Origin of the sequence: Legionella israelensis, assembly GCF_004571175.1 — a bacterium.
Lineage (GTDB): Bacteria > Pseudomonadota > Gammaproteobacteria > Legionellales > Legionellaceae > Legionella_D > Legionella_D israelensis.
Map to the genome: position 1 here is coordinate 3054934 of NZ_CP038273.1, position 21477 is coordinate 3076410.

A 21477-nucleotide genomic window follows, 5' to 3' on the forward strand; every position below is an offset into this window, starting at 1 on the left:
GAGCTAGCTTAATAACTCTTTACTGGCTTGTGCCTCCTGAAGCATGGAAAATTGAGCCATTTGAGCCATAAACTCTTTATTATCCACGGGTTTTAACGGATCCTGATAGGTCAGCTCCTGCATAAACAGCTTTAAATAGTCAGCCTGATTGATGGAAGTACTGCTGGTTGATTCAATGGCGTCGGTCATTGTTTTACTCCATTAATTTTTAAAACCGTGAGTTGTAATCCTTTTTTCAGTAGGATGAATTTTATAGAGGCTATAAGATGAGTAAGTTCTTCTTTGGATATGTTTTCACAATGAAAGCTGAGTTCAACGGTATTCTCGCAAAGATAAAGATGGAATTTTTGATGATGAAATTTTATTGAATTTTTTATAGGTTCTGCTGATTGCTCTGGTTTTACAAGTGTTTTCTCCTTTATTTCGCTGGTTCTTAAATTCAATAAAGAAATGGTCGGTAATTGTTTTTTGATGAATCCAAGTAGCTCCTGCGATTGAAATTCTTCAGTGCGGTTTGATACTTCTTTTATTGTAAAGTTGAGGGAAATATCGTTTTTTAAATCCTGAACCAAATCGATTCCTAAAAAATCATCTTTGTTCGCTTTTGTTTCGATAAAATTTTGTCTTTGATCATAATGATATTGAGATGGTTTTTGCCACTGAAAATTTAAGGAAGATTGTTCCAGATAATCCTGTTGGGTTAGATGGTACTGATCTTCTGTCATTTGACCAGCCGGCGATTTTAAAAAGCTTTCGAAAGAAGAGAAACAGTCTTGACCCTTGATTACGTCGAGTGATTTGGCTTGAATCTGAACAGGTAAGAGTTCAACTTTCATAAGTTGCCCCCTGTTGAACTATCCATTCATCAAGTTCTAAATATTGCTGACGAATTTGCTGCTGTTGTTCTTTCTGATATTGGCGATTGGCATAATTTTCAATTAACTTCTGTTCCGTTTTTAAACGTAGTTCCATGTTATCGAGCCTTGCTTTTTCCTTTTTTAATTCCTGTAGCTGTTTTATTAATACAGCTATTTCCTGTTGAAGCTGGACAAAAAAACTCATTCTTGCAATTTCAACTTCCGGGACAATCGTCGCGGAAAGCTTGTCCGTATTGTTTAATTTTACCGTTTTTTTGTCAATGGTTTTATGAATATTTTCAATCTCCTTCATTATTGTAATTTGTTTTTGTTGAACATCTTTTAATTTAAAATCAATTTTAAATTGAATGGCCTGAATGTTTTTGCTCATGATATAATTTCCATTAATTTCTTCCATAAGTCAGTGTGGGGCAGAGGGAGACTGTTTCCCTGGTGAATGATGCTTTTTAGAGCTTCTATACGTTCAATGGCATAATCCAGCCGGGAGTTCTGTCCTTTTTGCCAGGCTCCTAACTCAATCAATTCAAGGTGCTGCTGATATAAGCTGAATATTGAAAAAATATCTTGTGCAATTTTTGTTTCTTCTTGATTGAATAACTGATTTTGCAGACGCGACACACTTTCGGTAATGGAAATAGCGGGATAACATCCTTGTTGAGCCAATTGCCGACTTAAGACAATATGTCCATCCAGTAAAGCTCGCATGTTGTCTGCGACAGGTTCATTAAGATCATCTCCTTCAACTAAAACAGTGTAAATGCCAGTAATACTGCCTTGATCCTGAAAATGTCCTGCTCTTTCTATAAGGCCTGGAAGGCTGGAAAAACAGCTTGGCGTGTAACCTCTTGCTGTAGGAGGTTCTCCTAAACTTAAGCCAATTTCGCGCTGAGCCATTGCAAATCGAGTCATTGAGTCTACAAAAAGACCGACGTTTTTACCTTTCTGGCAAAAATATTCAGCAATAGCTGTTGCTGTATAAACAGCCTGGCGGCGGATTATAGCCGATTCATCGCTGCAGGCAGCAACAACAATGGTTTTTTTGGCTGTTTCTTCAACGGATAAATGATGATAAATGAAATCGTTGACTTCCCGTCCTCGTTCACCAATAAATGTAATGACATTGATGTCGTTTTGCATGTGTTGAATCATCATAGTAAGAAGTGAACTTTTTCCAACACCGCTACCTGCAAAAATACCTATTCGCTGACCTCGTCCGACTGGCATAAGGCTGTCTATGGCATGAATTCCAGTCTTTACTTGTTCTGATACAGGCAAACGGTGCAAAGGGCTCATCGGCGGACGGTGAATAGCCACTGATTCACCGGATTTTATAAGGCCTTGATGATCGATAGGTTGGCAAAAGGCGTTGACAATCCGTCCTAAAAGAGCGGAGCTAACCTTGATTTGTAAAGCTTTACCTATTGCGCGTACGGGATAGCCCATGCAAACAGGCCGGTGGCTATGAGGCATCAGATAGACTTTGCCATGATTAAATCCAGTCACTTCGGCTGTCATTAAAGGTTGGTGTTGATGGTTAGTGATTTCACATAATTCTCCAATAAAGACTTGTGGTGGACCACTGGCTACATAATGAAGTCCATTCACCTGTTCTATCGTTCCAAGTCGTTCGACAGACTGAAGTGACGTGCATACATCAGACATTATACTCCCCAGGTTGAATGTTCATGAGTTTCTCTCTTAATTGCTGAAGCTGCTTCTCAATGCTTATTTCAAACAGACCATGCTGAGTTTTAATACGGCAGCCTCCTGAAAAGATCTGATCATCAGAACAAATTTTTAAAGATCTGAGGTGGGCTGTTTTTAAATGAATTTTATGGGCTTGTAATTGTTCTATATCTTCAGGATGCAAAATAAGCTCAACCTCTTGCCGATGATTTAACTGAGTAAGTATTTGATTAATCTGTTAAATAGCCAACTTCTGTCTAACTGACGTTGTACAAAAATGGGCTGCACAATGCTTAACACAATATGAGCAATATCCTGCCTTAAATCTTCTCTTAGAGAAGAAATTTCGGAAGGTACTTGCTTAATCAGAGATTTTAATAATGTGGTTAAGTTGTTTTTTTCTGCATGCTTATTGCGTTTTTCTAATGAGATTCCTTCGGTAATACCTTTTTCTCGCCCCTGTTCGTATCCCATTTGAAAATATTCATTTTTCAGATGAGCTAATTCGGATTTGCATTTGCATTCTTCTTTGGTTCCATGACGTTTTTCAATGGCTTGTTGGTTTACATCTTCTTTAGAGCTAACAACAATAATATTATGGAGTACATTAGCCATGAGATACCTCGATGAACTCAGCAAAAGATGTTTTTTTAGTCCACTGTTGAAAAACCGTTTGCCGGACAGTTGGCTTAATGTCCTTAACTTTGCCGGCAAGATAGATTCTCACTTGTTCCTCCTGATGAGGGTGCTGTTTTAAAAAATCCTCAGCCCATGAAAACTGACCTTCATAAAGTATAATGGCAGTAAATAACTCAGATGTTTTGTTTAACGATTTACACATTTCTGGCAAGTAAACAGGTCAGCGGTTCCCGGCGAAGCCGGAACCCGCTGTAAATAAGTTGTTTTAATTGTCTAAAAAGATATTTTTCGCGAAGTCTATGATTTAAAATGTCATTTTTAATTTTAAAGTTGACATCTGATGTTGAGTTGCAAAGATTTGGTTGAAACAGTTAAAACAAGTTTCGCATCGATTAAAGAAGTAAAAAAACGCCAAAGACCCATCAGTTTAGTTGATACGTTAATGTCGGGCTATGCTTTATTCAGTTTGAAATATCCCTCTCTGTTACAGTTTGATCGTCACCATCGAGAGGATATGATTAGCCATAATCTCGAGCATATTTTTGGTATTAAAGCAGTGCCTTCAGATACTCAGATGAGAAAGCGTTTAGATGAAATTGAGCCAACCTTACTCCGACCCACTTATCGACGTCTCTTTGCGCAATGCCAGAGAAGTAAGCATTTAGAGCTATTCAAATACTATGAGAACCGCTATTTGATGCCATTGGATGGAACAGGTTATTTCAATTCAGATGATGTGCACTGTGATAACTGTTGTCAGCGGCATCATAAAAATGGACGAATTAGTTACTACCATCAAATGCTATCAGCAGCCATAGTTCATCCAGACCATAAAGTGGTGATTCCTTTTGCCCCAGAGCCGATTATGAAAACAGATGGTGCCAATAAAAACGACTGTGAACGTAATGCGGCCCTGCGTTTTCTTAATGATCTGAAACGCGAGCACCCTCATTTAAAGCTAATTTTTACAGGGGATGGTCTGTTTTCAAATGCTCCATTCATCAAACGCTTATGTGATGATGATCATTGGTTCATCCTGGTTGCCAAAGAAGGGGATCATAAACATTTGTTTGAAGAGTTTAATGCATTGCCTCGAGCTACTCATGAAGTGAGAGAAGGCAAAATAACTCATCGTTTTAGTTGGTCAAATCAAATTGCAATTAATGATACTCACCTTGATTGTATAGTGAACGTTTTAGAGTATTGGGAGGTGCATGATAATGGTAAAAAACAGCGTTGGGTTTGGGTAACCAATATTCCCTTAACTGAAAAGAATGCTTACAAAATTATGAGAGGAGGACGGGCACGACATAAGATAGAAAATGAAACGTTTAATACATTAAAAAATCAAGGATATCAGTTTGAGCACAATTTTGGTCATGGTAATAAACATTTGAGCACCGTATTTGCTCATTTGATGATGCTTGCTTTTTTTGTTGATCAGCTGCAGCAGCTTGGCTGTAAACTATTTAAAAAAGCACTTGCAAGATTGCATACTAAGCGCTCGTTATGGGAAAGAAAACGAGCATTATTTTTTGATTTTTTTATCAATAGTATTGAGGACTTATGGTCTGCTTTAGCGTTTGGACATAAGGCATCATTAGCGCCTAATTCATCATAATGCTGCAAGCATCTTTTTGTTATTATATACCGGATTGGATTTGAACTACCTTGTAAATTGATTGTTTTTTAGACTGAATCTAATTTCAGCGCTTGCGCTTGCCCTATAAAAACTGAGCTAATACCGCTTTTTAAAAATTTCTTAGGCGGGAGCCGCTGTAAACAGGTAAACTAACTTGCTGTTTTGCTTTGATTTTGGTAAAATTTCTTGCCTGCTTTAAAAGTAATAAACCTTTCTTTTTAACCAATCCTTTACGTAATTCATCAGGCAAATGCTTAATAATCCATAATTGGTGTTTTTTAGGTAATCGAGCTATTTCCAGTAGAAGATTTTTCATGATTTAATTCTCTTGCAGCCATAATATTAAATCTTTGAGAAGCAAATGACGGTTTCTGCGATATTGTATTTGTCTCAAAACAATGACGATAAAACACAGAAGCAATAAACTTCCCGAAATAGGGAGAAATAATTCTCGGGATTCTTTCTTGTGCTCAACTATTTTTCTTGGCAAATTTCTACTCTTTGTTGAGGGTGGCGGAATGAGAGCTGCGACACTGATGCTGTCTCCGCGTTGGCTATTGAAGCCTATCGTATTTTTAATTAATTTTTCTATCTGCTGTATCTCTTGAGGTTTTGTGTCTGCAGGAAGGGCGACACTGATACTGATATATTCAATAGAGCCCGATGCTCGCTTGAAATATTCTTTTTGTGTTCCGAACTGGACACTTTTTTCCAGGCTGATATCTTCATCCCACTTGCTTTTTTTCATCTTATCCTGAATAGCATGGCGAACTTCTTTTTCGTGCGTTATTCTCCCTTCCTGTTGAGGAATGATGGATTCCCGTTGTAACTCATCGTAATTAATGCTTATATCTACGGAAACAGCAATTTGATGTTCAGGAAAAATACGTACAAGTAGTTTCTGTACTTTCTGATTCAGGTATTGCTCAAGGCTTTTTTTCAACATTAAATGATTTTTGGTGTCTTTTTCATCCAACTCTGTCAGATCGTTGCTGTTTTGATCAACGATGATTACATCCTGTTGATTCAGTTGCGGGACGCTGGCGGCAATTAATCGTTGAATGCTGAGTACTTGTTGTTGGGATAAGGCATGATCTAGTTTTAATGTGACTGCTGCCTGTGGTTTTCTCGTATCTTCCTGAAAAAGATGTTCTTCTGGCATTACCAAATGCACACGAGCCTGGCGAACTTCTTCCAAAGAAGAAATGGTACGCTCCAGCTCACCTTGCAAAGCGCGTTGATAATTGATTTTTCTGGAAAAATCTGTCATGCCAAAATCATTTTGATCAAAAAGCTCAAATCCAATATTTCCTTTAATTTGCAGGTTAGCGCTCATTAACTTCAGGCGAGTTTGATTCACCTCATTTTGTTTCACCAGGATATCACGGCCTTCATTGCTTAGCTGGTATGAAATATTGGCTTGTTCTAACTTCTCAATCATCTGTGCCGCATCTTGTGCATCTAACTGTTTAAATAATACAGAGTATGGTTGATGTATTGTCCATCCTATCAAAGCGAGTGTAAAAAAAAGAATGATGATAAAAAAACTGCTGAAAATAATGCGTTCTTTCAAAGACAGGTGAAAAAACCAATGGATGAGTACTTTCACTTATATCTGCTCCTTCATAAATTCCTGCCAGGCAGAGAAGATTCGATTACGAATTTGTTCCATCATTTGCATGGACAATTTGGCCTGCTCGAGTGTGAGCATGGTTTGATGAATGTTTTGACTTTTTCCGCTAGCCAATTCCTGTAAGGCACTATCTGCTTCTTTAAGTTGTTGGTTGGTTTCTCCTAGTTTATCGATTAACCATTGAGCAAAATTCCCCTGTTCATACTGGACTGATTCTATGGTTTTTATTTCAGAAGAAAAATTCACGGGTTCAATACCATTAAGATTCATCGCTCTTCTCCAATGCTTAAGGCTTGCATATACATGCTTTTTGCCATGTTCATGATTTTTATATTTGCCTCATAAGTGCGTGAGGCGCGTAAAAGAGTAGTCATTTCATCCACGGTGCTTAATCCTGGATAGTTAATGTAGCCTTCTTGATCGGCTTCAGGATGATTGGGTTGGTAAACTTTATTGGGAGGAAGATTTTCAGGTACGATGTCTACCTTGGCGACGCTGCCTTTTAGGCTTTCCGTTAAAATGGAATCGAAAGGAAGAGCCGAGACAATAAGCTGTTTCGGTTGGAAAGAGGAGCCATCGATATTTCGTAGAGTGTATTGATTACTAATGTTGTGGGCAGCTATCTCAAAGCGCAGTTTTTCGATCTCCATGCCCGCGGCAGCAATATGATAAACCTGATTGTAACTCATGATGAACTGTTCCCGTGTAAAGCGATTTTCAATATGGATAATTTTTGATTAAGGCCTCGCATAAGTGCACGATAATGTGTCATGTTTTTAAGTCCCTCAGCCAAAAGAGAGTCGGGAGAAAGCTTAATATCTTCTGTCTGATAGAAAGGTTTAATTGACGATAAATCCAGCTTTTTAAGTGCTGAACCCTTGTCTAATTGCTCTTCAAAATTGACGCTTATAGCCTGATAGTTCTGGGTATGGATATTGGCCATATTACTGGCTAAGGCAATTTGACGCATATCACAGGCATCAAGAGCCAATTTGATCAATTGAACAGTATTATCCGTATCCAACGCTTTCTCCTTATTGAATAATTAATTCAGCATGTAGTGCTCCGGCACGCTGAAGGCTTTCCAGGATGGAAATAATGTCTCGAGTAGAAGTTTTCACCTTATTTAATGCCGCTATTAAATCAGCCACCGTAGCTTCTTTTTTCAATTGCACAGTATTGGCGTTAGACTCACGCACCTGAATATTGGTTGATGGGGTAATACTTGTATGAACCTGCGGACCTACGTTGCGAATCAGGGTAGGCTGAGAAACGTTATATTCGGTTGAAATGGCTATATGTAAGTTACCATGAGAAATTGTAACTGCATCCAACTTGACATCGGCTCCCGCAATCACGACTCCAGTTCGTTCGTTAACCACAATGGTAGGAATGTTATCGGGTGTCAGGACAATATTTTCCAATTGACTGATAAATCGTATTAAACGTTTACTGTATTGCTGTGGGGGATGGATCTCGATGTCTTGTGCACTGCGAGCTAAAGCAGTATTGATCCCAAACTTTTGATTGATCGAGACTTCAATTAAATCGGCAGTCGTGAAATCAGGGCGGTTTAGGATTAGATGGAAAATACCTGATTTGTCCGTTAAATCTGTGTACAAAGATTTTTCGACAACAGCTCCACCAGGAATCATTCCTGTGGTGGGATGATTTTTCTGAATAACATTTCCAAATAGATCATATTTAAAGCCGCCGATGGAAATCGGACCTTGTGCCAAGGCATAAATCTGATCATCTGCTCCTTTAAGAGGTGTGACCAGTAATGTACCACCTAACAGACTACGTGCGTCACCTAATGAGCTGACATTCACATCAATTTTATCCCCTTGATGAACCAAGGGCGGAAGCTTTGTGGTCACAATCACTGTAGCAGAATTACGGCTATTAATTTCGCTGGGGCTCAGATTGACACCAAAAGATTGCAGCAAGTTGGCAATAGCTTGAGTGGTGTCTTTATTGCGCCTTGAATCTCCTGAGCCTGCCAATCCAATAACCAATCCATATCCAGTAAGCGTATTTTCCTGTAACCCTGAAATATGAGTCAAAGATTTTAGTCGCACCTCAGCATGAAGGGGAAAAAATAACAATAAAAATACAAAAGGGAGGCAACATTTGAACATCAAACCAACCCCGCAAAAGAAAGTATTTTATAGATATAATTCCTGTCTTGAGAATTAGACACAGAACCTTGTCCCTGGTAAGTAATATGAGCATTTGCCAATCGTGTAGATAGAATGGTGTTTTGTGGCGTGATGTCTTCTTTGCGAACAATACCACTAAGCAAAATGGTCTGTAATTCACCATTGATTTTTATGGCTTGCACTCCTTCGACCAGATAGGTATTGTTTGCCAGGTTTTGCTTGATTTGAACCGTAAGTGAGGCTTTGATTTTTCCATTTCGTCCGGTTTTCGCTGTTGTTTTTCCTTTTCCTGATAAGCTGAAATTCATTTCTTCTTCTTTGTGATTGTAGCCGGCTTCAAGAGCTACTTTGATGTCTTTTCCAGAAGCAAGATCAGCGCTGCTTTGTGCATTGGAGGTTTCCAGAACAATCACTGTGAGTAAATCCCCAGGCATGTTGGCTTTTTTATCTGCAATCAAAGAGCGATAATAATAATCATTAAAAAGACTTATCGCCTTGGCTGGATGAGTGGCAAGAATAAAGACATTGAATAAAATTATTTGTCCCGTTGCATTTAGAAACCTGCAAAATGAGTGATGTCTTTTCATAATCTGATCTCAACTTGCTTTATGCCTGTTACATAGGCATAAAATGATTTATCGCTTTTTATGTTTTTTAGCTTAATCATTTCACCAAGGTAGCCGTTATGCTCAGCTAAAGCCTGCATGTAAATGTTTAAACCGGGTTTCTTGATAAGGACTTTTACACTTTCTCCTTGAATGATTTGCGGTAGAGGTGCAATATGCTTTTCAAGCAATACATCATGCGCATTAATGCTATGAGTTAACCAATAATCCTGTGGTATTTTGTCCACCGGAAAACTATCTGAACCAGCAATATTGATAGACTGGCGATCAAAATCCTTTAAAGAAAGAACTTCATTGGCTTTTATACTGCGTTTTGCAATCCAGGCTTCCTTCCGCGCTTTTACCTGGAACCACACAAGATGTTTTTCATTTTTGCCGTATAACCAGACGCCTATTTTTTTAGCCAGCAGCTTTCTTAAGTGAATAACAGTTTTAAAGCAATCGAGGGTTTGTTCGCTATCTGAAACTGCATTTAAACGTTTAAGTTGAATGTGGTGAAAAGATGCATTACTGAGACGATGTATTAAGGCCTTTTCAGCCATTTTAGCCAGGCGCTTACCTTTGGTTTTGATGTTGCATCCAATCCGAATCGTAGTTTTTCCTAACCATCTTACCTGTTGTTCGCTGCTTTTTTGATGAATCCATTTTAAAATTGTGTTCTTGTCTAAAATCTGTCCTGCTTGAGGATGGCTTTCCAGTGAGAGATTAGCCATTTTTTCATGCGGAGGTGAAATGAGAACAAGATCACCTAGCGTTGAGGCATGAGGGGGAATATGTGCTCGAAAGCGCATGTTAATCTGTGAAAAAGCGCTCTGAACCATAATCATAAAAAATAAAATTCTAGCCACGTAATTCATTGGTCAGTTTTTCCAGTTCATCGGCAATCTGAACTGCCTTGGCATTGAGTTGATAAATTCTTTGAGCAAGGGTAAGCTGCATGAGTGAATTGACCATATCCACGTTTGAACTTTCAATCTGGTGTTGCGCCAACTCACCAATACCACTGCTGCCAGGGGCATCTATGATAGGTTCAGCGACTTCCTCAGGCTTGGTGTATAATCCTGCACCGACAGGTGTTAAAGCTTCCGGATTAATAAATTTAGCCAACCTGATGGAGCCGAGATGTTGCGGCTCTGAATCGTCTGGCACTTGGGCCTCAACATCACCGTTGGCTTTAATGGTGATTTTTTCAAAATCTTCAGGAATTTGAATGTTATCTGTTAATCTTAATCCATCGTGAGTGCATAAATAGCGATCAGCATCGATAGTAAGCGTTGAATGGCGTGAAAAAGCCATGTTCCCTTCAGGCGTAATGACCTGATAAAAACCAGCGCCGTTAATCGCTATATCATGCCAGTTATTTGATGGTTTTAATGGTTCCATGGAAAAATCTTTTTCTGATTTCGTTATCGCACTGCCTAAACCTATTTTGATGCTATGGGTGTTGGTAAACAGGGGATGATCTCCATGAATGTTTTCATAGACCATGTCTTCAAAGGACAATAGAGTTGCCTTGTAGGAAGCTGTATTCAGATTAGCCATATCATTGGCAATTTTGTCAATGAAATAAGACTCGGTTTTTAAACCGCTTGCTGCAATAGATATAGCGTCAGACATTACCCTCTCCCAGTTGATTGACAGCGGAGGAAATTAATGCATCAGCCATGCGCATGATTTTCTGAGATGCTTCAAAATGACGTGAAATTTTTAGCATTTCCGTCATTTCATCTATGGATTTTACATTAGACTGTTCAACAAAGCCTTGTAGAATATAAGTAGCGCTGTTTACAGGTTCTGGTGCGGTGTTGCATTGATAAAGGCCATGTCCGGCATAGCTCAATGAAGAATCATTTTTAAAATCAACCACGTTTAGCTGATCAATTTTTTGTTTATCGATAAATAGATGGCCCGTTCGATCAATAATGAAATCACCCTCATCAATGTGAACAGGTCCATTTTTACCCAATACCAGAGCGGAAGAAGCGGTGGTTAATTCACCACGTTCATTAATGTGGAAATCACCTCTTCGAGTATAAAAGACACCGTTTTCTGTTTGAACCTGAAAATAACCTCTCCCGGAAATGGCAACATCAAGAGGCCGGTGAGTCTGTGTTAATGTGCCTTGTTCCTGGAGATGATTTTGGCGCATTTTTTTTGATATATTCTCAATATTTGCAGCTAGGTGTTCATCAAAGCCACTTTCGGTAAGAATAAATCTTTGATATGCCGGTGTTTGCATATTACTGATGTTTTGACTGACTGCCTGCATTTTTAACTGATCTTGATTCATGGCCACCTGGGCCGCGCTGATTGCATTCAACATAACAATTCCTTATTTAATGATTCCAAATGATTCCACTTGTATATTGACGGGGATTTCGTTCATACCTAAAACTGTAAGATGAGGTAAAATTCGGTGAGTTAAATTTTTTAAATGTTTTCTGAGTATTGCAGAGCAAAGCAGGATAGGACGTTTACGTTCGTTAAGCATTTGTTCCACCTGTTGCATCAGTGATGTCAATATTTTCTCTGTGATTTCTGGTTCAGGACTGAAGATATTCTGGTGGATACTCTGGTTTAGTTTTTGTTCTAAAGATAACTCAAGCGTTAATACATAAAGTTTATTCTGTGCTGAGAGGAGTTTTTGGCAGATAGACAATGCTAATCTTGAGCGCACAAGCTCCGTTAATTGTGTGAGATCATTAAGATTTTTTGCATGCTCAAGTAATACTTCAAGGATCTGGCGAATATAACGAATTGATACTTTTTCCTGAAGAAGATTTTGCAGGATACGCTGGACATGGCTCAAAGGCAATAAACCGGGAACCAATTCATCAGCCATTTTTTTAATCTCGACCTGAGATAGTAAACGCTCAGTTTCATCTCTGCTCAGTAATTCAGCCATATGTTGGAGGATGGTTTCATTTAAATGTGTCATGAGGACAGATAATGGGTGATTGAGTTTAAAGCCTTCTTTTTCTGCATTTGTGCATTGATTTACACTAATCCAGACCGCAGGAAGACTATAACCAGGATCCCGAACTTCTATTCCACCGCTTTTAACGAGATTTTGATTTGAGCCATTGTGAATATTTAAGGCGAGTCTTTTGTCCACATGTAATTGATGGTATCGAGAGGAGACATGTCCTTCAATGGCAATACCGTAAAAAGGGTAGCCTATTTTGGGATCTGCTCGAAATTTGATTTCAGGCAGCACAAAACCAAGATCAAAAGCAATCCGTTCACGCATTTCATTGATGTGACTCAGGATTTCAAATTCCTGAGTCTGTAATTGATTGTATAATTCGGGATTTAATACAATTTCGACCGGATAAATTTTGATTTTTTCATAAATGGATTTTTCCGCCGGCTCATCATTTTCCTGATGTTTTGCTCTAAAGGCATACCAGGTTAACAGCGCAAGAACAGCCAGAATACTGATAACGGGGAGGATGGGGATTCCTTTTAAAAACAAAAGGCCAGACAAGCCAAGGCAAACCATAACCAGGGTTTTAGGATAGGCAGCAATTTGCCGTATGACTTCACTGCCCAACTCTGCATCGGTTGCTGCTCGAGTAACAATAATACCGGTAGCTGTTGAAATAATTAAGGCTGGAATTTGAGTGATTAGACCATCACCCACAGTCAATAAAGTATAAGTCTGGATGGATTGAGTCAGACTCAGTCCTTTTTGTGCAATACCAATAGCAAATCCTCCAATAATATCAACCAGTATAATTAGAATTCCTGCAATAGCATCGCCCTTGACAAATTTACTTGCACCGTCCATTGCACCGTAAAAATTGGCTTCTTTTTCCAGTTGCGCACGTCTTTTTTTAGCTTCCTCCTGTGGTATCAGCCCCATATTCAGATCAGCATCAATGCTCATCTGTTTTCCCGGCATGCTGTCGAGTATAAAACGGGCAGCAACTTCAGCAACCCTCTGGGAACCGTTTGTGACTACGATAAATTGAACAATAATAAGAATTAAAAACACCACTAATCCCATCACATAATTGTCATGGATGACATAATGGCCAATGGATTGGATGATTTGTCCCGCATGCCCATCTGAAAGAATAAGACGTGTGGCTGAAATATTTAAAGCCAGACGAAATAGCGTTGAAATTAGCAATAAAGCTGGAAAAGTGGAAAAGCTTAAAGGCTTATCTGTGTAAAAGGTGAGAAGTAAAATGGCCAAAGCCCAGCTGAAATTTATAACTAACAAGACATCAAGTAAAGCAGGAGGTATGGGTATAAACAAAATAAGCAAAATACCGATGGCTGCGATTACGATAAATTCTTCACTGTGAATTGGTTTAGGATTTGTTGCCATACGTTTTTCCTTTTAAACGATAGACTTCACGAAATACTTCGGCTGCCATGGCAAAATGAATGGGCTTAAGGCTATGATTAAGGTGGATCTCTCGAAAAAGAGTTCGGGCTAGTAAGACATGTTCAATAATGGGTATTTGATTTTGTAGAGCAATTTTTCTAATTTGTAGCGCAATTTCCCCTTGTCCTTTACATAACACTTTAGGTGCTGGCATAAGACCCCGCTCGTATTTTAGAGCAATCGCAAGGGATGTAGGATTAGTGACAATCACATCAGCCTGTTTCACCTGATTTAAGGAAATCATCTTTTCTCTCATTTGCTGTTGCGACTGTTTTATTTTTCGTTTGATTTTGGGATCGCCTTCCCTTTGTTTGTATTCATCTCTTATTTCCTGCTTGCTCATGCGTTGATCACGTCGATATTTCCAATGTGTATAGAGAGCATCAAGACAGGCAATGACAGAAAGCCCCAGTAAAATATGAAACAGAATCTTTAGTATTAAATGTAGAATTTCCGGGGCGGCTTTTTGCGGAGATAGATAAATCAGATAGATAAGCTTCGATAAAGAGCAATATAAAATGATCACGGCTGTTATCAACACAACAGGCAGCCGGGTTACATTTTTAGATAGATCAAAAAATAAGCGAACTGAAAAAATACGTTTCATACCCATGACAGGGTTGAGTCGTCTGAAATCAGGTACCAGGGGCTTGACGGACCAGACGAATCCGGTTTGGCCAATCGTAGACAGAATTATGCTAAGAGCAATTGCCAAAGCAAAAGGAAGCCAATGAGAGAGCAGAGAAGAATACAAAGCATAAAACAGGCCATGTATATGGGTAATGGAGTAATGAAAATCGAAAGAGGAGATAATGATTTTTTTAAATAATGCTAATAAATCATTAAACAACTGTTGCCAGAGAGCTAAAGAGAGAAGGCAGAAAATAAAAAGAGTCAGAATAGTATTCAACTCATTGCTTTTAGCCACTTGCCCCCGTTCTTTTGCTTTTTTTAATTTAAATGGCGAAGCTTTTTCTGTTTTTTCACTCATTGGATAATTCCCTGCCAATGTCGAAACAATTGATTAAATAGATTTGATAAAAGAGGGCTAAAAAATTGAAGTAGTAAAATTAACAAAACGATGCCTAATAAAATTCTTACAGGGACGGTTAGAAAATAAACATTCATTTGCGGCATGCTGCGTGTTAAAACTGAACCAATAAGCTCGATCGCCAAAAGGCTAATAACCACACAAGAGTCGCGCTACCTCATGAAAGATTTTGGGACATCCAAGTCCCCAAAATCGACTCGCCAACGCGCGAAGTGTTTGGGCCGCGAGCGTCCTGTTTACGGTACGTTTGCTCTGAACGAGCAAAGCGTACGCCTTCACCAATGACTTAACGGCTGCAGAAAGATTTTTTTAACATCCCTTCGGGCTGTTTAAAAAAATCGCAGCCTATCGCGGACTACGCGCCTCGGCTTTCAGCCTTCCATGGCGCGCAGCGGGAGAAGCAATGGTAAAGGATAATGAAAACATCAGGCTAAATTGCTGAAGCACAGGTTTGAAGCCATCAAAAAGGATCATTTGTCCTGGAGGGATCTTTCTAAAGGAATAAACCAATCCCTCCATTAATCGATGGTGGCCTTCTGTGGTAAAAAATATCAAGACTGCTAGCATGGATAATAAACGTGCTGTAATGGATTCATGCCCATGTTCCAAAGGATTAAACAAGGTGGCTGCATTGAGCCCCATTTGATTGTCAATAAATTGGCCAGCCATCTGAAAAATGGAAAAAATGGCATAAATACTAAGGGATAGAATAAGGCCATTGGCAAATTCGCATAATCCGCTGATCACTATGGACATTGCAGGATCATAGTGGATCGCCTCAGTTTGCAGTGAGATAAAGAGAGCAAAAATAAACACCAGGAAAAGTCGCGCACGTATCGGTAAACTTTTGATGGCCTGAATAGGGGTAAACAATAGGACCGTACCGAGTCTGATAGCAATCAGATAAATTGTAATAAGCCAGCTTAAGTGTATGATCATCTCAGAACCTCGGGGATATGAGTGATCATTTGACGAGCATATTCAGTTAACTGATGCAACATCCATCCGCTGCAAAACATTAACATAAGCACAGCAGCTAAAAGTTTAGGTATAAAACTTAAGGTGGAATCCTGAATTTGCGTAGCGGCCTGTAGAACAGATATGAATAAACCGCAAATTAAGCTGACGGAGACAACAGGTAGTGAAACCAGCATTGCCTGCCATAACATTTGTTTTGAAAAAAATATTGCCAAATCCCCTGACATCATCCATTCATTCCATTAGATAGTACTTGCTAAATTCAATTTTGCTGTTTAAGCGTTTTCCATGCGAGTGTCGTTAGACCTGTATGATTAAAACAAATTTTTTCTGGCGGGGCAAGATGTAATATAGAAAAAACCGTATTTAATGTGGTGCATTTTTAACGAAGAATAAACAAATAAAGACTTGCTAGGGAGTATGAGGTTCCGGACTTCCTTTAATGAAACATTGCAGTTGATTCCCAATATTCTCCGCTCTCATAAGACTTTCACCAATTAAAAAAATGTGAATGCCATGCTGTTGCAGCAGTTGTACATCACGATAACTGTTGATTCCACTTTCAGCGATAATCAATTTGTCTTTGGGTATCATTTGACTCAATTCGATACTGTGTTTCAGATCCGTAGTGAAATGATGGAGGCTGCGATTATTAATGCCCATGAGTGGGGTAGGTAAATTTAGAGCGCGTTCGAGTTCGTCTTTTGTATGACTTTCGACCAACACGGCAAGACCGAGTTCCTGAGCCAATTGACAATAATCATGTAACTGAACATTATCCAGTATAGCAGCAATCAACAGGATACAATCAGCCTGCAGATACAGGCTTTCATGGATTTGATAGCTGTCAATGATAAAATCCTTGCGTAAAATTGGCAGGGAACAGTGTGATTTAGCAATAGCCAGAAAATCAGGATGTCCTTGAAAAAAATCAATGTCAGTAAGGACGGAAAGACATCTTGCTCCATTGGCTTCATAAATTTCAGCTATTTGCCCAACATTGAAATCTTCACGAATAAGACCTTTGCTGGGTGAAGCACGTTTAATTTCTGCAATGATGGCAGGCGTGGATTTATCACTCAAGGCTGCTAAAAAATCCCTGGGTTTGCTGATTTTTTGCTGTTTTAGCATAGCAACAGGATGTTTTTTCTTTGCTTCACTGACTTCTATGGCTTTATGTTTGGCAATATTCTGTAAAATGCTTTGATATTGATTGTTCATTTTGCTAGCTTCACGGTTAATTGTTGAAGTTTTTTGAAATGTTCTGCGGCCTTGCCGCTGTCAATAGCTAATGCGGCTTTTTCCAGCGCATCCTTAAAGCTCAGATGATCATGGGCACAATATATTGCTGCGGCAGAATTCAGTAATACCATGTCTCGTGCGGCATTCTTTTTTCCACTCAGAACGGACCAGATCATATCCAGGCTTTCAGAAGATGAACGGACAGTAATACCATCTAAATTTTGGTGCCGAATGTCATAGTCGGCAGGATTTAAAGACCACTGATAAAAATGTTCATTATGATATTCAAGAACATCAGTTTCTGCAGCTATACTGATTTCATCCATTCCATCCTGTGAATGAATAACCAATATTCTTTCAGAGCCAAGATTCACCAAGACATCGGCAAGAGGCTGCATCCATTTTCGAGCATAAACCCCCAGAATTTGTCGTTTGACCTGAGCAGGGTTAAGCAGGGGGCCTAACAAATTGAATATGGTTCTGATGCCCAGTTGTTGACGAGCGGTTCGCACGTTCTGCATGGCTGGATGGTACTGTGGCCCATAGAGAAAAGCAATATTGCACTGAGCAATGCATGTTTTGACGGCTTCGTCATCCAAATGAAGTTTAAACCCTGCCCTTTCCAAAAGATCAGCGCTACCGCTCTGGCTTGAGACCGAACGATTACCGTGCTTGGCAACTTTTACACCGGATGCGGCCACAACAAAACCACAGGCTGTGGATACATTAAATGTATTTTTCTGATCGCCTCCTGTTCCTACAATATCAATCAAATAATCACCAAGTTCAAGGTAATGAGCAAATGAGCGCATTGCGCTTGCTGCGGCTGTTAATTCTTCAACAGTCTCTCCTTTACTGCGCATAAGAGCCAGAAAGGTGGCAATCTGGACATCGGTTAATTCACCTGACATGCAGGATTGAATGACGCTCTGCATTTGAGTGGGGGACAAATGATGCTTTGCGATTAATTGCTCAAATAACAAACTTGCTTGCATGAGTTAATTTTAGTTTTACACACAGGGGTTTCTGCATAGTATAACTAAAGCCTCTGTGTACGTCATCCGAGATTCCGGTATCATGAGTCATTTTATACTCTATAATTTTATGCTTTATTTTGATATTGACGTAACAATTGCTCAATTTCTGCCATATGATATCGTGAAGGATGATAGGAAGGCATGTTCTCGGCCTCAGCAATTTGGCGCAAATTAATATCATCCAGCCAATTTTGCAGGACTTTTATCTTTTCACCTATGGTTAATTCTTTATCCTTGTCAACATCTATGGGATTTTTATAAAAATTAAGAGGATTGGCAATTTTATCCAGTTTGCTGTTCATGGCTAAAACCTTATCGCCATGAGTATATTGGCGAATGATCAACTATTATCCTATATTTTAGTTGAATATTGCCTGTTTTTCTAGAATGAATAAAAAGAGTGATGAGGGAAATATGCATCTTTATTGATGTAAAAATAAATTAAAAAAACAATAAGTTAAAGTGAACCAGAAAAATAAAAATGACATGAAGACATTTCATCCTATAAAGCAACATCGTTTAACCCGACGATGGCGCATGCTATTGATTTACAATATTTATCGACTAATCAATATCATTCTTTTTTGGGCTATTTTTCTTTATCATTCTCCTGCTTATATCTTACCTTTTGCTTACTATGTATTGCTGGGATTTTATTTTTTTTGCGGGTTGGTTTTTTTCTACTTGTGGCTTAAGAGAATTGTAGGTTTTGAATTCCAGGTTCTGTTGTCTGGTACCGTAGATGTGCTTGTCATAGCCTGTTTGCTGACCATTCTTGGTGTGATTCAATCGGGTTTTGGTATTTTATTAAATGTCATCATTGCAGCATTAAGTATTTTGGTTCCTGGAAGGCGGGCAATTTATTTCGCTGCACTGGCCAGTTGTATATTGTTGTTCGGTAGCATGATTGAATATGTAAATACTCCTCAAAAGGAACTGGAAACTTTTTTTTACAGCGGTATTTATGGTGCCGGCTTTTTTGCCACAGCACTGACCGCTTGGTATCTGGCAAACTGGGTTCGTGTCAGCGAGACTCTGGCTCAACATCGAAGCCATGAGTTGGCAGGATTGCAACGAATCAATGAGTATATTGTTGAGCGATTACACTCAGGTATCATCTATGTGGATATTAACCGTCATATTAAATTGATTAATTCTTCAGCCAAAGAATTTTTCAATATTCCTTCTGAAAAAGACATCAGAATGCTGAAAGACTTGTCTTTAGAACTGAATAAAAAATTTTCATTTTTTTTAAAAAAATCGGATCACAAGGAAAAAATAGGACAGACCACGTTAAAAGAGCCTTATTTAAAAGTTCATTTTTTTTCAACCACAATTGGAAATCATCCAGCGGTATTAATTATTCTTGACAATATGATGGAAGTTGCTCAAGAAGCCCAACAACTTAAATTGGCCTCTTTGGGGCGGTTTTCTGCCAGTATTGCCCATGAATTACGTAATCCCCTGGGGACAATAGCCCACGCTATACAATTATTAGGGGATACCAGTGAATTATCTTCCGAAGATGTTCATTTAAAGCAGATGATTATTAATAATTGTCAGAGAATGAACGGTGTTATAAAAAATGTTCTTCAGTTATCAAGAAGAGAACAGGCGAAGCCTCAAGCCATCAATTTAAATGCTTTTCTACCTCAGTTTAAGAGGAATTTTTCCCAGAACAATGCGTGTCAATTTATTGTCAAATCACCAAAAAACAACAAGCCTGTTTTAATTTTTGATAAAAGTCAGCTGGAACAAGTACTGGTTATTCTCTGTGAAAATGCCATGCAGCATGGTCGTGACAAAGAAGGAAATGTTACGATTAAAATAAATGTCTCCCAGTCAGCAAGAGAAACAATGCTGTCTGTATGTGATAAAGGCTCTGGTATACCGAAAGAAATAGAAAATGAAATATTTGAACCATTTTTTACGACAGTACGTTCGGGTACGGGAATGGGGTTATTTATTGCCAGAGATTTATGTGAAATTAATCAGGCACGCTTGACCTTACTTCATGGAATAGAGGAAGGATGCTGTTTTGCTATAATTGTGAATAATTATAACGAGTTGTTAATATGAAAAAAAACAAAATACTGGTTGTAGATGATGAGCCCGATATGCGTGAGTTGCTTTCACTTACACTTTCTCGTATGGGCTTAGACTGTGATTGTGCGGAAAATTATCAGCAAGGAATTAATTTTATCGATAACAATCCTCACTATGACCTGGTGCTTACCGATATGCGTTTACCGGATGGTGATGGTATTGAAATTGTCAAACACATTCAAAAGCATAACCTGCAAATTCCTGCAGCTGTTATCACGGCTTACGGGAATGTTGAAGGTGCTGTGAATGCTCTTAAAGCAGGAGCCTTTGATTATGTTTCAAAGCCTATTGATTTGCCTATGCTGAAAGATTTGGTCAAAACAGCTTTATCCATGCAGCAAAAAAATCAAACCGAGGTGCTGGATGGTGGGAAATTGGTGGGTGACAGCGCTGTTATGCAGAATTTACGCCATAATATACGCAAGTTAGCCCGCAGCCAGGCACCTGTTTTTATTCAGGGGGAGTCGGGAGTAGGTAAAGAATTGGTTGCCCAATTGATTCATGCCAATGGCCCTAGAAGTGATAAGCCTTTTATTCCCGTGAACTGTGGAGCCATACCTACTGAATTAATGGAATCAGAATTTTTTGGCCATAAAAAGGGAAGTTTTACAGGAGCAGTCAGTGATAAGCGAGGTTTATTTGTCGCAGCCCATGGAGGGACTTTGTTTCTTGATGAAATCGCAGAGTTGCCTTTATCAATGCAAGTTAAATTGTTGCGCGCTATTCAGGAGAAAGCCATAAAACCTGTGGGGGAATTAAATGAAATTTCTGTAGATGTTCGTATACTCAGTGCCAGCCACAAAAATTTGCTGACTGAGATTGAGTCAGGACGTTTTCGCCAAGATTTATATTATCGAGTTAATGTCATCGAACTTCGTGTACCTACTTTGCAGGAAAGAATATCTGACATTCCTGCTCTTTCTGAGCATATATTGAAAAAGCTATGTAAAAATCAAAATAGAAAGCCAGTAAAACTGGCACAAAACTGTATTAAAAAATTACAGCAGTATAACTATCCCAGAAATGTGCGAGAGTTGGAAAATATTTTGGAACGTGCTTTGGCTATGTGTGAAGGTGAAACCATTCATGAAGAAGACTTGCATATACCTAAAAAAAGCACACAAATTTCTCCTACACTGGTTGAAGATGCAGAAAGTCTGGATGGCTTTCTGCTTGAACAGGAAAAAGAGATTATATTAAATGCATTGGAAAAAACAAAATGGAATCGTACAGCAGCCGCTCGTTTATTAGGGATAAGCTTTCGGACACTTCGTTATCGATTAAAAAAACTTAATCTTGACTAGAGCACACCGAATGATTTAAAAGTGTATAGCCAATATTTGACTTAGAAGGAGTCAATTTCATTGATTGATATACACTTTCTACGTCCCGTAGTTCGTC

General features: G+C 38.9%; 28 protein-coding genes. 3 read left to right on the forward strand and 25 right to left on the reverse strand.

Annotated features, from left to right (window positions below):
* Positions 1-3 precede the first annotated feature (3 nt).
* Genes E4T55_RS14090 through E4T55_RS14120 form a run of 7 tightly spaced genes read right to left on the reverse strand, consistent with a single transcriptional unit; the run spans position 4 to position 3405 of the window.
* Positions 4-189 (reverse strand): flagellar hook capping FlgD N-terminal domain-containing protein, encoded by a 186-nt coding sequence (locus E4T55_RS14090; protein ID WP_058501399.1) that lies wholly within the window; start codon positions 187-189, stop codon positions 4-6.
* A complete protein-coding gene (locus E4T55_RS14095; RefSeq protein WP_058501400.1) occupies positions 186-836 on the reverse strand; it encodes a hypothetical protein in 651 nt (216 codons plus the stop codon). Before E4T55_RS14095 ends, E4T55_RS14090 begins: the two co-directional genes overlap by 4 nt.
* Complete coding sequence (locus E4T55_RS14100; protein ID WP_131780768.1) at positions 826-1248, reverse strand: hypothetical protein; 423 nt, start codon at positions 1246-1248, stop codon at positions 826-828. The genes E4T55_RS14095 and E4T55_RS14100 overlap by 11 nt, the downstream gene beginning before the upstream one ends.
* Positions 1245-2540, reverse strand: a complete 1296-nt coding sequence (locus tag E4T55_RS14105; RefSeq protein ID WP_058501402.1) for a FliI/YscN family ATPase — start codon at positions 2538-2540, stop codon at positions 1245-1247. The genes E4T55_RS14100 and E4T55_RS14105 overlap by 4 nt, the downstream gene beginning before the upstream one ends.
* Entirely contained in the window at positions 2533-2748 is a 216-nt protein-coding gene (locus E4T55_RS15675; protein ID WP_058501403.1) for a FliH/SctL family protein, read from the reverse strand. The genes E4T55_RS14105 and E4T55_RS15675 overlap by 8 nt, the downstream gene beginning before the upstream one ends.
* Before the next feature lie 26 nt (positions 2749-2774).
* Complete coding sequence (locus tag E4T55_RS14115; protein WP_058501404.1) at positions 2775-3179, reverse strand: FliH/SctL family protein; 405 nt, start codon at positions 3177-3179, stop codon at positions 2775-2777.
* Complete coding sequence (locus tag E4T55_RS14120) at positions 3172-3405, reverse strand: hypothetical protein (RefSeq protein WP_058501405.1); 234 nt, start codon at positions 3403-3405, stop codon at positions 3172-3174. The genes E4T55_RS14115 and E4T55_RS14120 overlap by 8 nt, the downstream gene beginning before the upstream one ends.
* A gap of 138 nt (positions 3406-3543) precedes the next feature.
* On the opposite strand from E4T55_RS14120, the gene E4T55_RS14125 reads away from it, so the two are divergent.
* Positions 3544-4824: a hypothetical protein gene (locus tag E4T55_RS14125; protein WP_058501406.1), complete on the forward strand. Its 1281-nt coding sequence runs from the start codon at positions 3544-3546 to the stop codon at positions 4822-4824.
* 130 nt (positions 4825-4954) lie between these two features.
* Here the strand turns inward: E4T55_RS14125 and E4T55_RS14130 are convergent, their stop codons facing one another.
* From E4T55_RS14130 to E4T55_RS14215, 18 genes are all read right to left on the reverse strand, one after another.
* The gene (locus tag E4T55_RS14130) at positions 4955-5161 is read right to left on the reverse strand and encodes a hypothetical protein (RefSeq protein WP_058501653.1); all 207 of its coding nucleotides are present in this window, start codon (positions 5159-5161) and stop codon (positions 4955-4957) included.
* A gap of 3 nt (positions 5162-5164) precedes the next feature.
* Entirely contained in the window at positions 5165-6454 is a 1290-nt protein-coding gene (gene fliF, locus E4T55_RS14135; protein WP_058501652.1) for a flagellar basal-body MS-ring/collar protein FliF, read from the reverse strand.
* Positions 6455-6748 (reverse strand): flagellar hook-basal body complex protein FliE, encoded by a 294-nt coding sequence (gene fliE / locus E4T55_RS14140; protein ID WP_058501651.1) that lies wholly within the window; start codon positions 6746-6748, stop codon positions 6455-6457.
* The gene (gene flgC, locus E4T55_RS14145; protein WP_058501650.1) at positions 6745-7167 is read right to left on the reverse strand and encodes a flagellar basal body rod protein FlgC; all 423 of its coding nucleotides are present in this window, start codon (positions 7165-7167) and stop codon (positions 6745-6747) included. The genes fliE and flgC overlap by 4 nt, the downstream gene beginning before the upstream one ends.
* Positions 7164-7502 (reverse strand): flagellar basal body rod protein FlgB, encoded by a 339-nt coding sequence (locus E4T55_RS14150; RefSeq protein ID WP_058501649.1) that lies wholly within the window; start codon positions 7500-7502, stop codon positions 7164-7166. Before E4T55_RS14150 ends, flgC begins: the two co-directional genes overlap by 4 nt.
* 10 nt (positions 7503-7512) lie before the next feature.
* Positions 7513-8619 (reverse strand): flagellar basal body P-ring protein FlgI, encoded by a 1107-nt coding sequence (locus E4T55_RS14155; protein ID WP_058501648.1) that lies wholly within the window; start codon positions 8617-8619, stop codon positions 7513-7515.
* Entirely contained in the window at positions 8619-9227 is a 609-nt protein-coding gene (locus E4T55_RS14160) for a flagellar basal body L-ring protein FlgH (protein ID WP_058501647.1), read from the reverse strand. The genes E4T55_RS14155 and E4T55_RS14160 overlap by 1 nt, the downstream gene beginning before the upstream one ends.
* On the reverse strand, positions 9224-10114 hold the full coding sequence (gene flgA, locus E4T55_RS14165) for a flagellar basal body P-ring formation chaperone FlgA (RefSeq protein WP_162262324.1): 891 nt from the start codon (positions 10112-10114) through the stop codon (positions 9224-9226). Before flgA ends, E4T55_RS14160 begins: the two co-directional genes overlap by 4 nt.
* On the reverse strand, positions 10107-10883 hold the full coding sequence (locus tag E4T55_RS14170) for a flagellar hook-basal body protein (protein ID WP_058501645.1): 777 nt from the start codon (positions 10881-10883) through the stop codon (positions 10107-10109). Before E4T55_RS14170 ends, flgA begins: the two co-directional genes overlap by 8 nt.
* Positions 10876-11589: a flagellar hook-basal body protein gene (locus E4T55_RS14175; RefSeq protein ID WP_058501644.1), complete on the reverse strand. Its 714-nt coding sequence runs from the start codon at positions 11587-11589 to the stop codon at positions 10876-10878. Before E4T55_RS14175 ends, E4T55_RS14170 begins: the two co-directional genes overlap by 8 nt.
* Before the next feature lie 9 nt (positions 11590-11598).
* Positions 11599-13602 (reverse strand): flagellar biosynthesis protein FlhA, encoded by a 2004-nt coding sequence (locus E4T55_RS14180; protein WP_058501643.1) that lies wholly within the window; start codon positions 13600-13602, stop codon positions 11599-11601.
* The gene (locus tag E4T55_RS14185) at positions 13586-14653 is read right to left on the reverse strand and encodes an EscU/YscU/HrcU family type III secretion system export apparatus switch protein (protein WP_058501642.1); all 1068 of its coding nucleotides are present in this window, start codon (positions 14651-14653) and stop codon (positions 13586-13588) included. Before E4T55_RS14185 ends, E4T55_RS14180 begins: the two co-directional genes overlap by 17 nt.
* A complete protein-coding gene (locus E4T55_RS15680; RefSeq protein ID WP_425339866.1) occupies positions 14650-14799 on the reverse strand; it encodes a flagellar biosynthetic protein FliR in 150 nt (49 codons plus the stop codon). Before E4T55_RS15680 ends, E4T55_RS14185 begins: the two co-directional genes overlap by 4 nt.
* 259 nt (positions 14800-15058) lie before the next feature.
* On the reverse strand, positions 15059-15652 hold the full coding sequence (locus tag E4T55_RS14195) for a flagellar biosynthetic protein FliR (RefSeq protein ID WP_058501762.1): 594 nt from the start codon (positions 15650-15652) through the stop codon (positions 15059-15061).
* Positions 15649-15921 carry a flagellar biosynthesis protein FliQ gene (gene fliQ / locus E4T55_RS14200; protein ID WP_223168243.1) on the reverse strand — a complete coding sequence of 91 codons (273 nt, stop codon included), beginning with the start codon at positions 15919-15921 and terminating at the stop codon, positions 15649-15651. Before fliQ ends, E4T55_RS14195 begins: the two co-directional genes overlap by 4 nt.
* Positions 15922-16102: 181 nt before the next feature.
* The gene (gene trpC / locus E4T55_RS14205; RefSeq protein ID WP_058501760.1) at positions 16103-16912 is read right to left on the reverse strand and encodes an indole-3-glycerol phosphate synthase TrpC; all 810 of its coding nucleotides are present in this window, start codon (positions 16910-16912) and stop codon (positions 16103-16105) included.
* Positions 16909-17928: an anthranilate phosphoribosyltransferase gene (gene trpD, locus E4T55_RS14210; protein WP_058501759.1), complete on the reverse strand. Its 1020-nt coding sequence runs from the start codon at positions 17926-17928 to the stop codon at positions 16909-16911. The genes trpC and trpD overlap by 4 nt, the downstream gene beginning before the upstream one ends.
* A 107-nt stretch (positions 17929-18035) precedes the next feature.
* Positions 18036-18272, reverse strand: coding sequence for a hypothetical protein (locus E4T55_RS14215; RefSeq protein WP_131780714.1), 237 nt, complete (start codon positions 18270-18272; stop codon positions 18036-18038).
* 184 nt (positions 18273-18456) lie between these two features.
* Between E4T55_RS14215 and E4T55_RS14220 the strand changes: the two genes are divergently transcribed.
* Positions 18457-20049, forward strand: coding sequence for a sensor histidine kinase (locus E4T55_RS14220; protein ID WP_058501769.1), 1593 nt, complete (start codon positions 18457-18459; stop codon positions 20047-20049).
* Positions 20046-21380, forward strand: a complete 1335-nt coding sequence (locus E4T55_RS14225; RefSeq protein ID WP_058501757.1) for a sigma-54-dependent transcriptional regulator — start codon at positions 20046-20048, stop codon at positions 21378-21380. Before E4T55_RS14220 ends, E4T55_RS14225 begins: the two co-directional genes overlap by 4 nt.
* Positions 21381-21477 lie beyond the last annotated feature (97 nt).

Coding starts and splice junctions, on each gene's coding strand:
- E4T55_RS14115 (WP_058501404.1), bottom strand. CDS start 3,179: ATGGCTAATGTACTCCATAATATTATTGTTGTTAGCTCTAAAGAAGAT.
- E4T55_RS14155 (WP_058501648.1), bottom strand. CDS start 8,619: ATGTTCAAATGTTGCCTCCCTTTTGTATTTTTATTGTTATTTTTTCCC.
- E4T55_RS14185 (WP_058501642.1), bottom strand. CDS start 14,653: ATGAGTGAAAAAACAGAAAAAGCTTCGCCATTTAAATTAAAAAAAGCA.
- fliQ (WP_223168243.1), bottom strand. CDS start 15,921: ATGATGTCAGGGGATTTGGCAATATTTTTTTCAAAACAAATGTTATGG.
- E4T55_RS14180 (WP_058501643.1), bottom strand. CDS start 13,602: ATGGCAACAAATCCTAAACCAATTCACAGTGAAGAATTTATCGTAATC.
- E4T55_RS14130 (WP_058501653.1), bottom strand. CDS start 5,161: ATGAAAAATCTTCTACTGGAAATAGCTCGATTACCTAAAAAACACCAA.
- E4T55_RS15680 (WP_425339866.1), bottom strand. CDS start 14,799: ATGCCGCAAATGAATGTTTATTTTCTAACCGTCCCTGTAAGAATTTTA.
- fliE (WP_058501651.1), bottom strand. CDS start 6,748: ATGAATCTTAATGGTATTGAACCCGTGAATTTTTCTTCTGAAATAAAA.
- E4T55_RS14225 (WP_058501757.1), top strand. CDS start 20,046: ATGAAAAAAAACAAAATACTGGTTGTAGATGATGAGCCCGATATGCGT.
- trpD (WP_058501759.1), bottom strand. CDS start 17,928: ATGCAAGCAAGTTTGTTATTTGAGCAATTAATCGCAAAGCATCATTTG.
- E4T55_RS14120 (WP_058501405.1), bottom strand. CDS start 3,405: ATGTGTAAATCGTTAAACAAAACATCTGAGTTATTTACTGCCATTATA.
- E4T55_RS14105 (WP_058501402.1), bottom strand. CDS start 2,540: ATGTCTGATGTATGCACGTCACTTCAGTCTGTCGAACGACTTGGAACG.
- E4T55_RS14090 (WP_058501399.1), bottom strand. CDS start 189: ATGACCGACGCCATTGAATCAACCAGCAGTACTTCCATCAATCAGGCT.
- E4T55_RS14100 (WP_131780768.1), bottom strand. CDS start 1,248: ATGAGCAAAAACATTCAGGCCATTCAATTTAAAATTGATTTTAAATTA.
- trpC (WP_058501760.1), bottom strand. CDS start 16,912: ATGAACAATCAATATCAAAGCATTTTACAGAATATTGCCAAACATAAA.
- flgC (WP_058501650.1), bottom strand. CDS start 7,167: ATGAGTTACAATCAGGTTTATCATATTGCTGCCGCGGGCATGGAGATC.
- E4T55_RS14170 (WP_058501645.1), bottom strand. CDS start 10,883: ATGTCTGACGCTATATCTATTGCAGCAAGCGGTTTAAAAACCGAGTCT.
- E4T55_RS14175 (WP_058501644.1), bottom strand. CDS start 11,589: ATGTTGAATGCAATCAGCGCGGCCCAGGTGGCCATGAATCAAGATCAG.
- E4T55_RS14160 (WP_058501647.1), bottom strand. CDS start 9,227: ATGAAAAGACATCACTCATTTTGCAGGTTTCTAAATGCAACGGGACAA.
- E4T55_RS14195 (WP_058501762.1), bottom strand. CDS start 15,652: ATGATCATACACTTAAGCTGGCTTATTACAATTTATCTGATTGCTATC.
- E4T55_RS14220 (WP_058501769.1), top strand. CDS start 18,457: ATGAAGACATTTCATCCTATAAAGCAACATCGTTTAACCCGACGATGG.
- E4T55_RS14215 (WP_131780714.1), bottom strand. CDS start 18,272: ATGAACAGCAAACTGGATAAAATTGCCAATCCTCTTAATTTTTATAAA.
- E4T55_RS14125 (WP_058501406.1), top strand. CDS start 3,544: ATGTTGAGTTGCAAAGATTTGGTTGAAACAGTTAAAACAAGTTTCGCA.
- E4T55_RS14095 (WP_058501400.1), bottom strand. CDS start 836: ATGAAAGTTGAACTCTTACCTGTTCAGATTCAAGCCAAATCACTCGAC.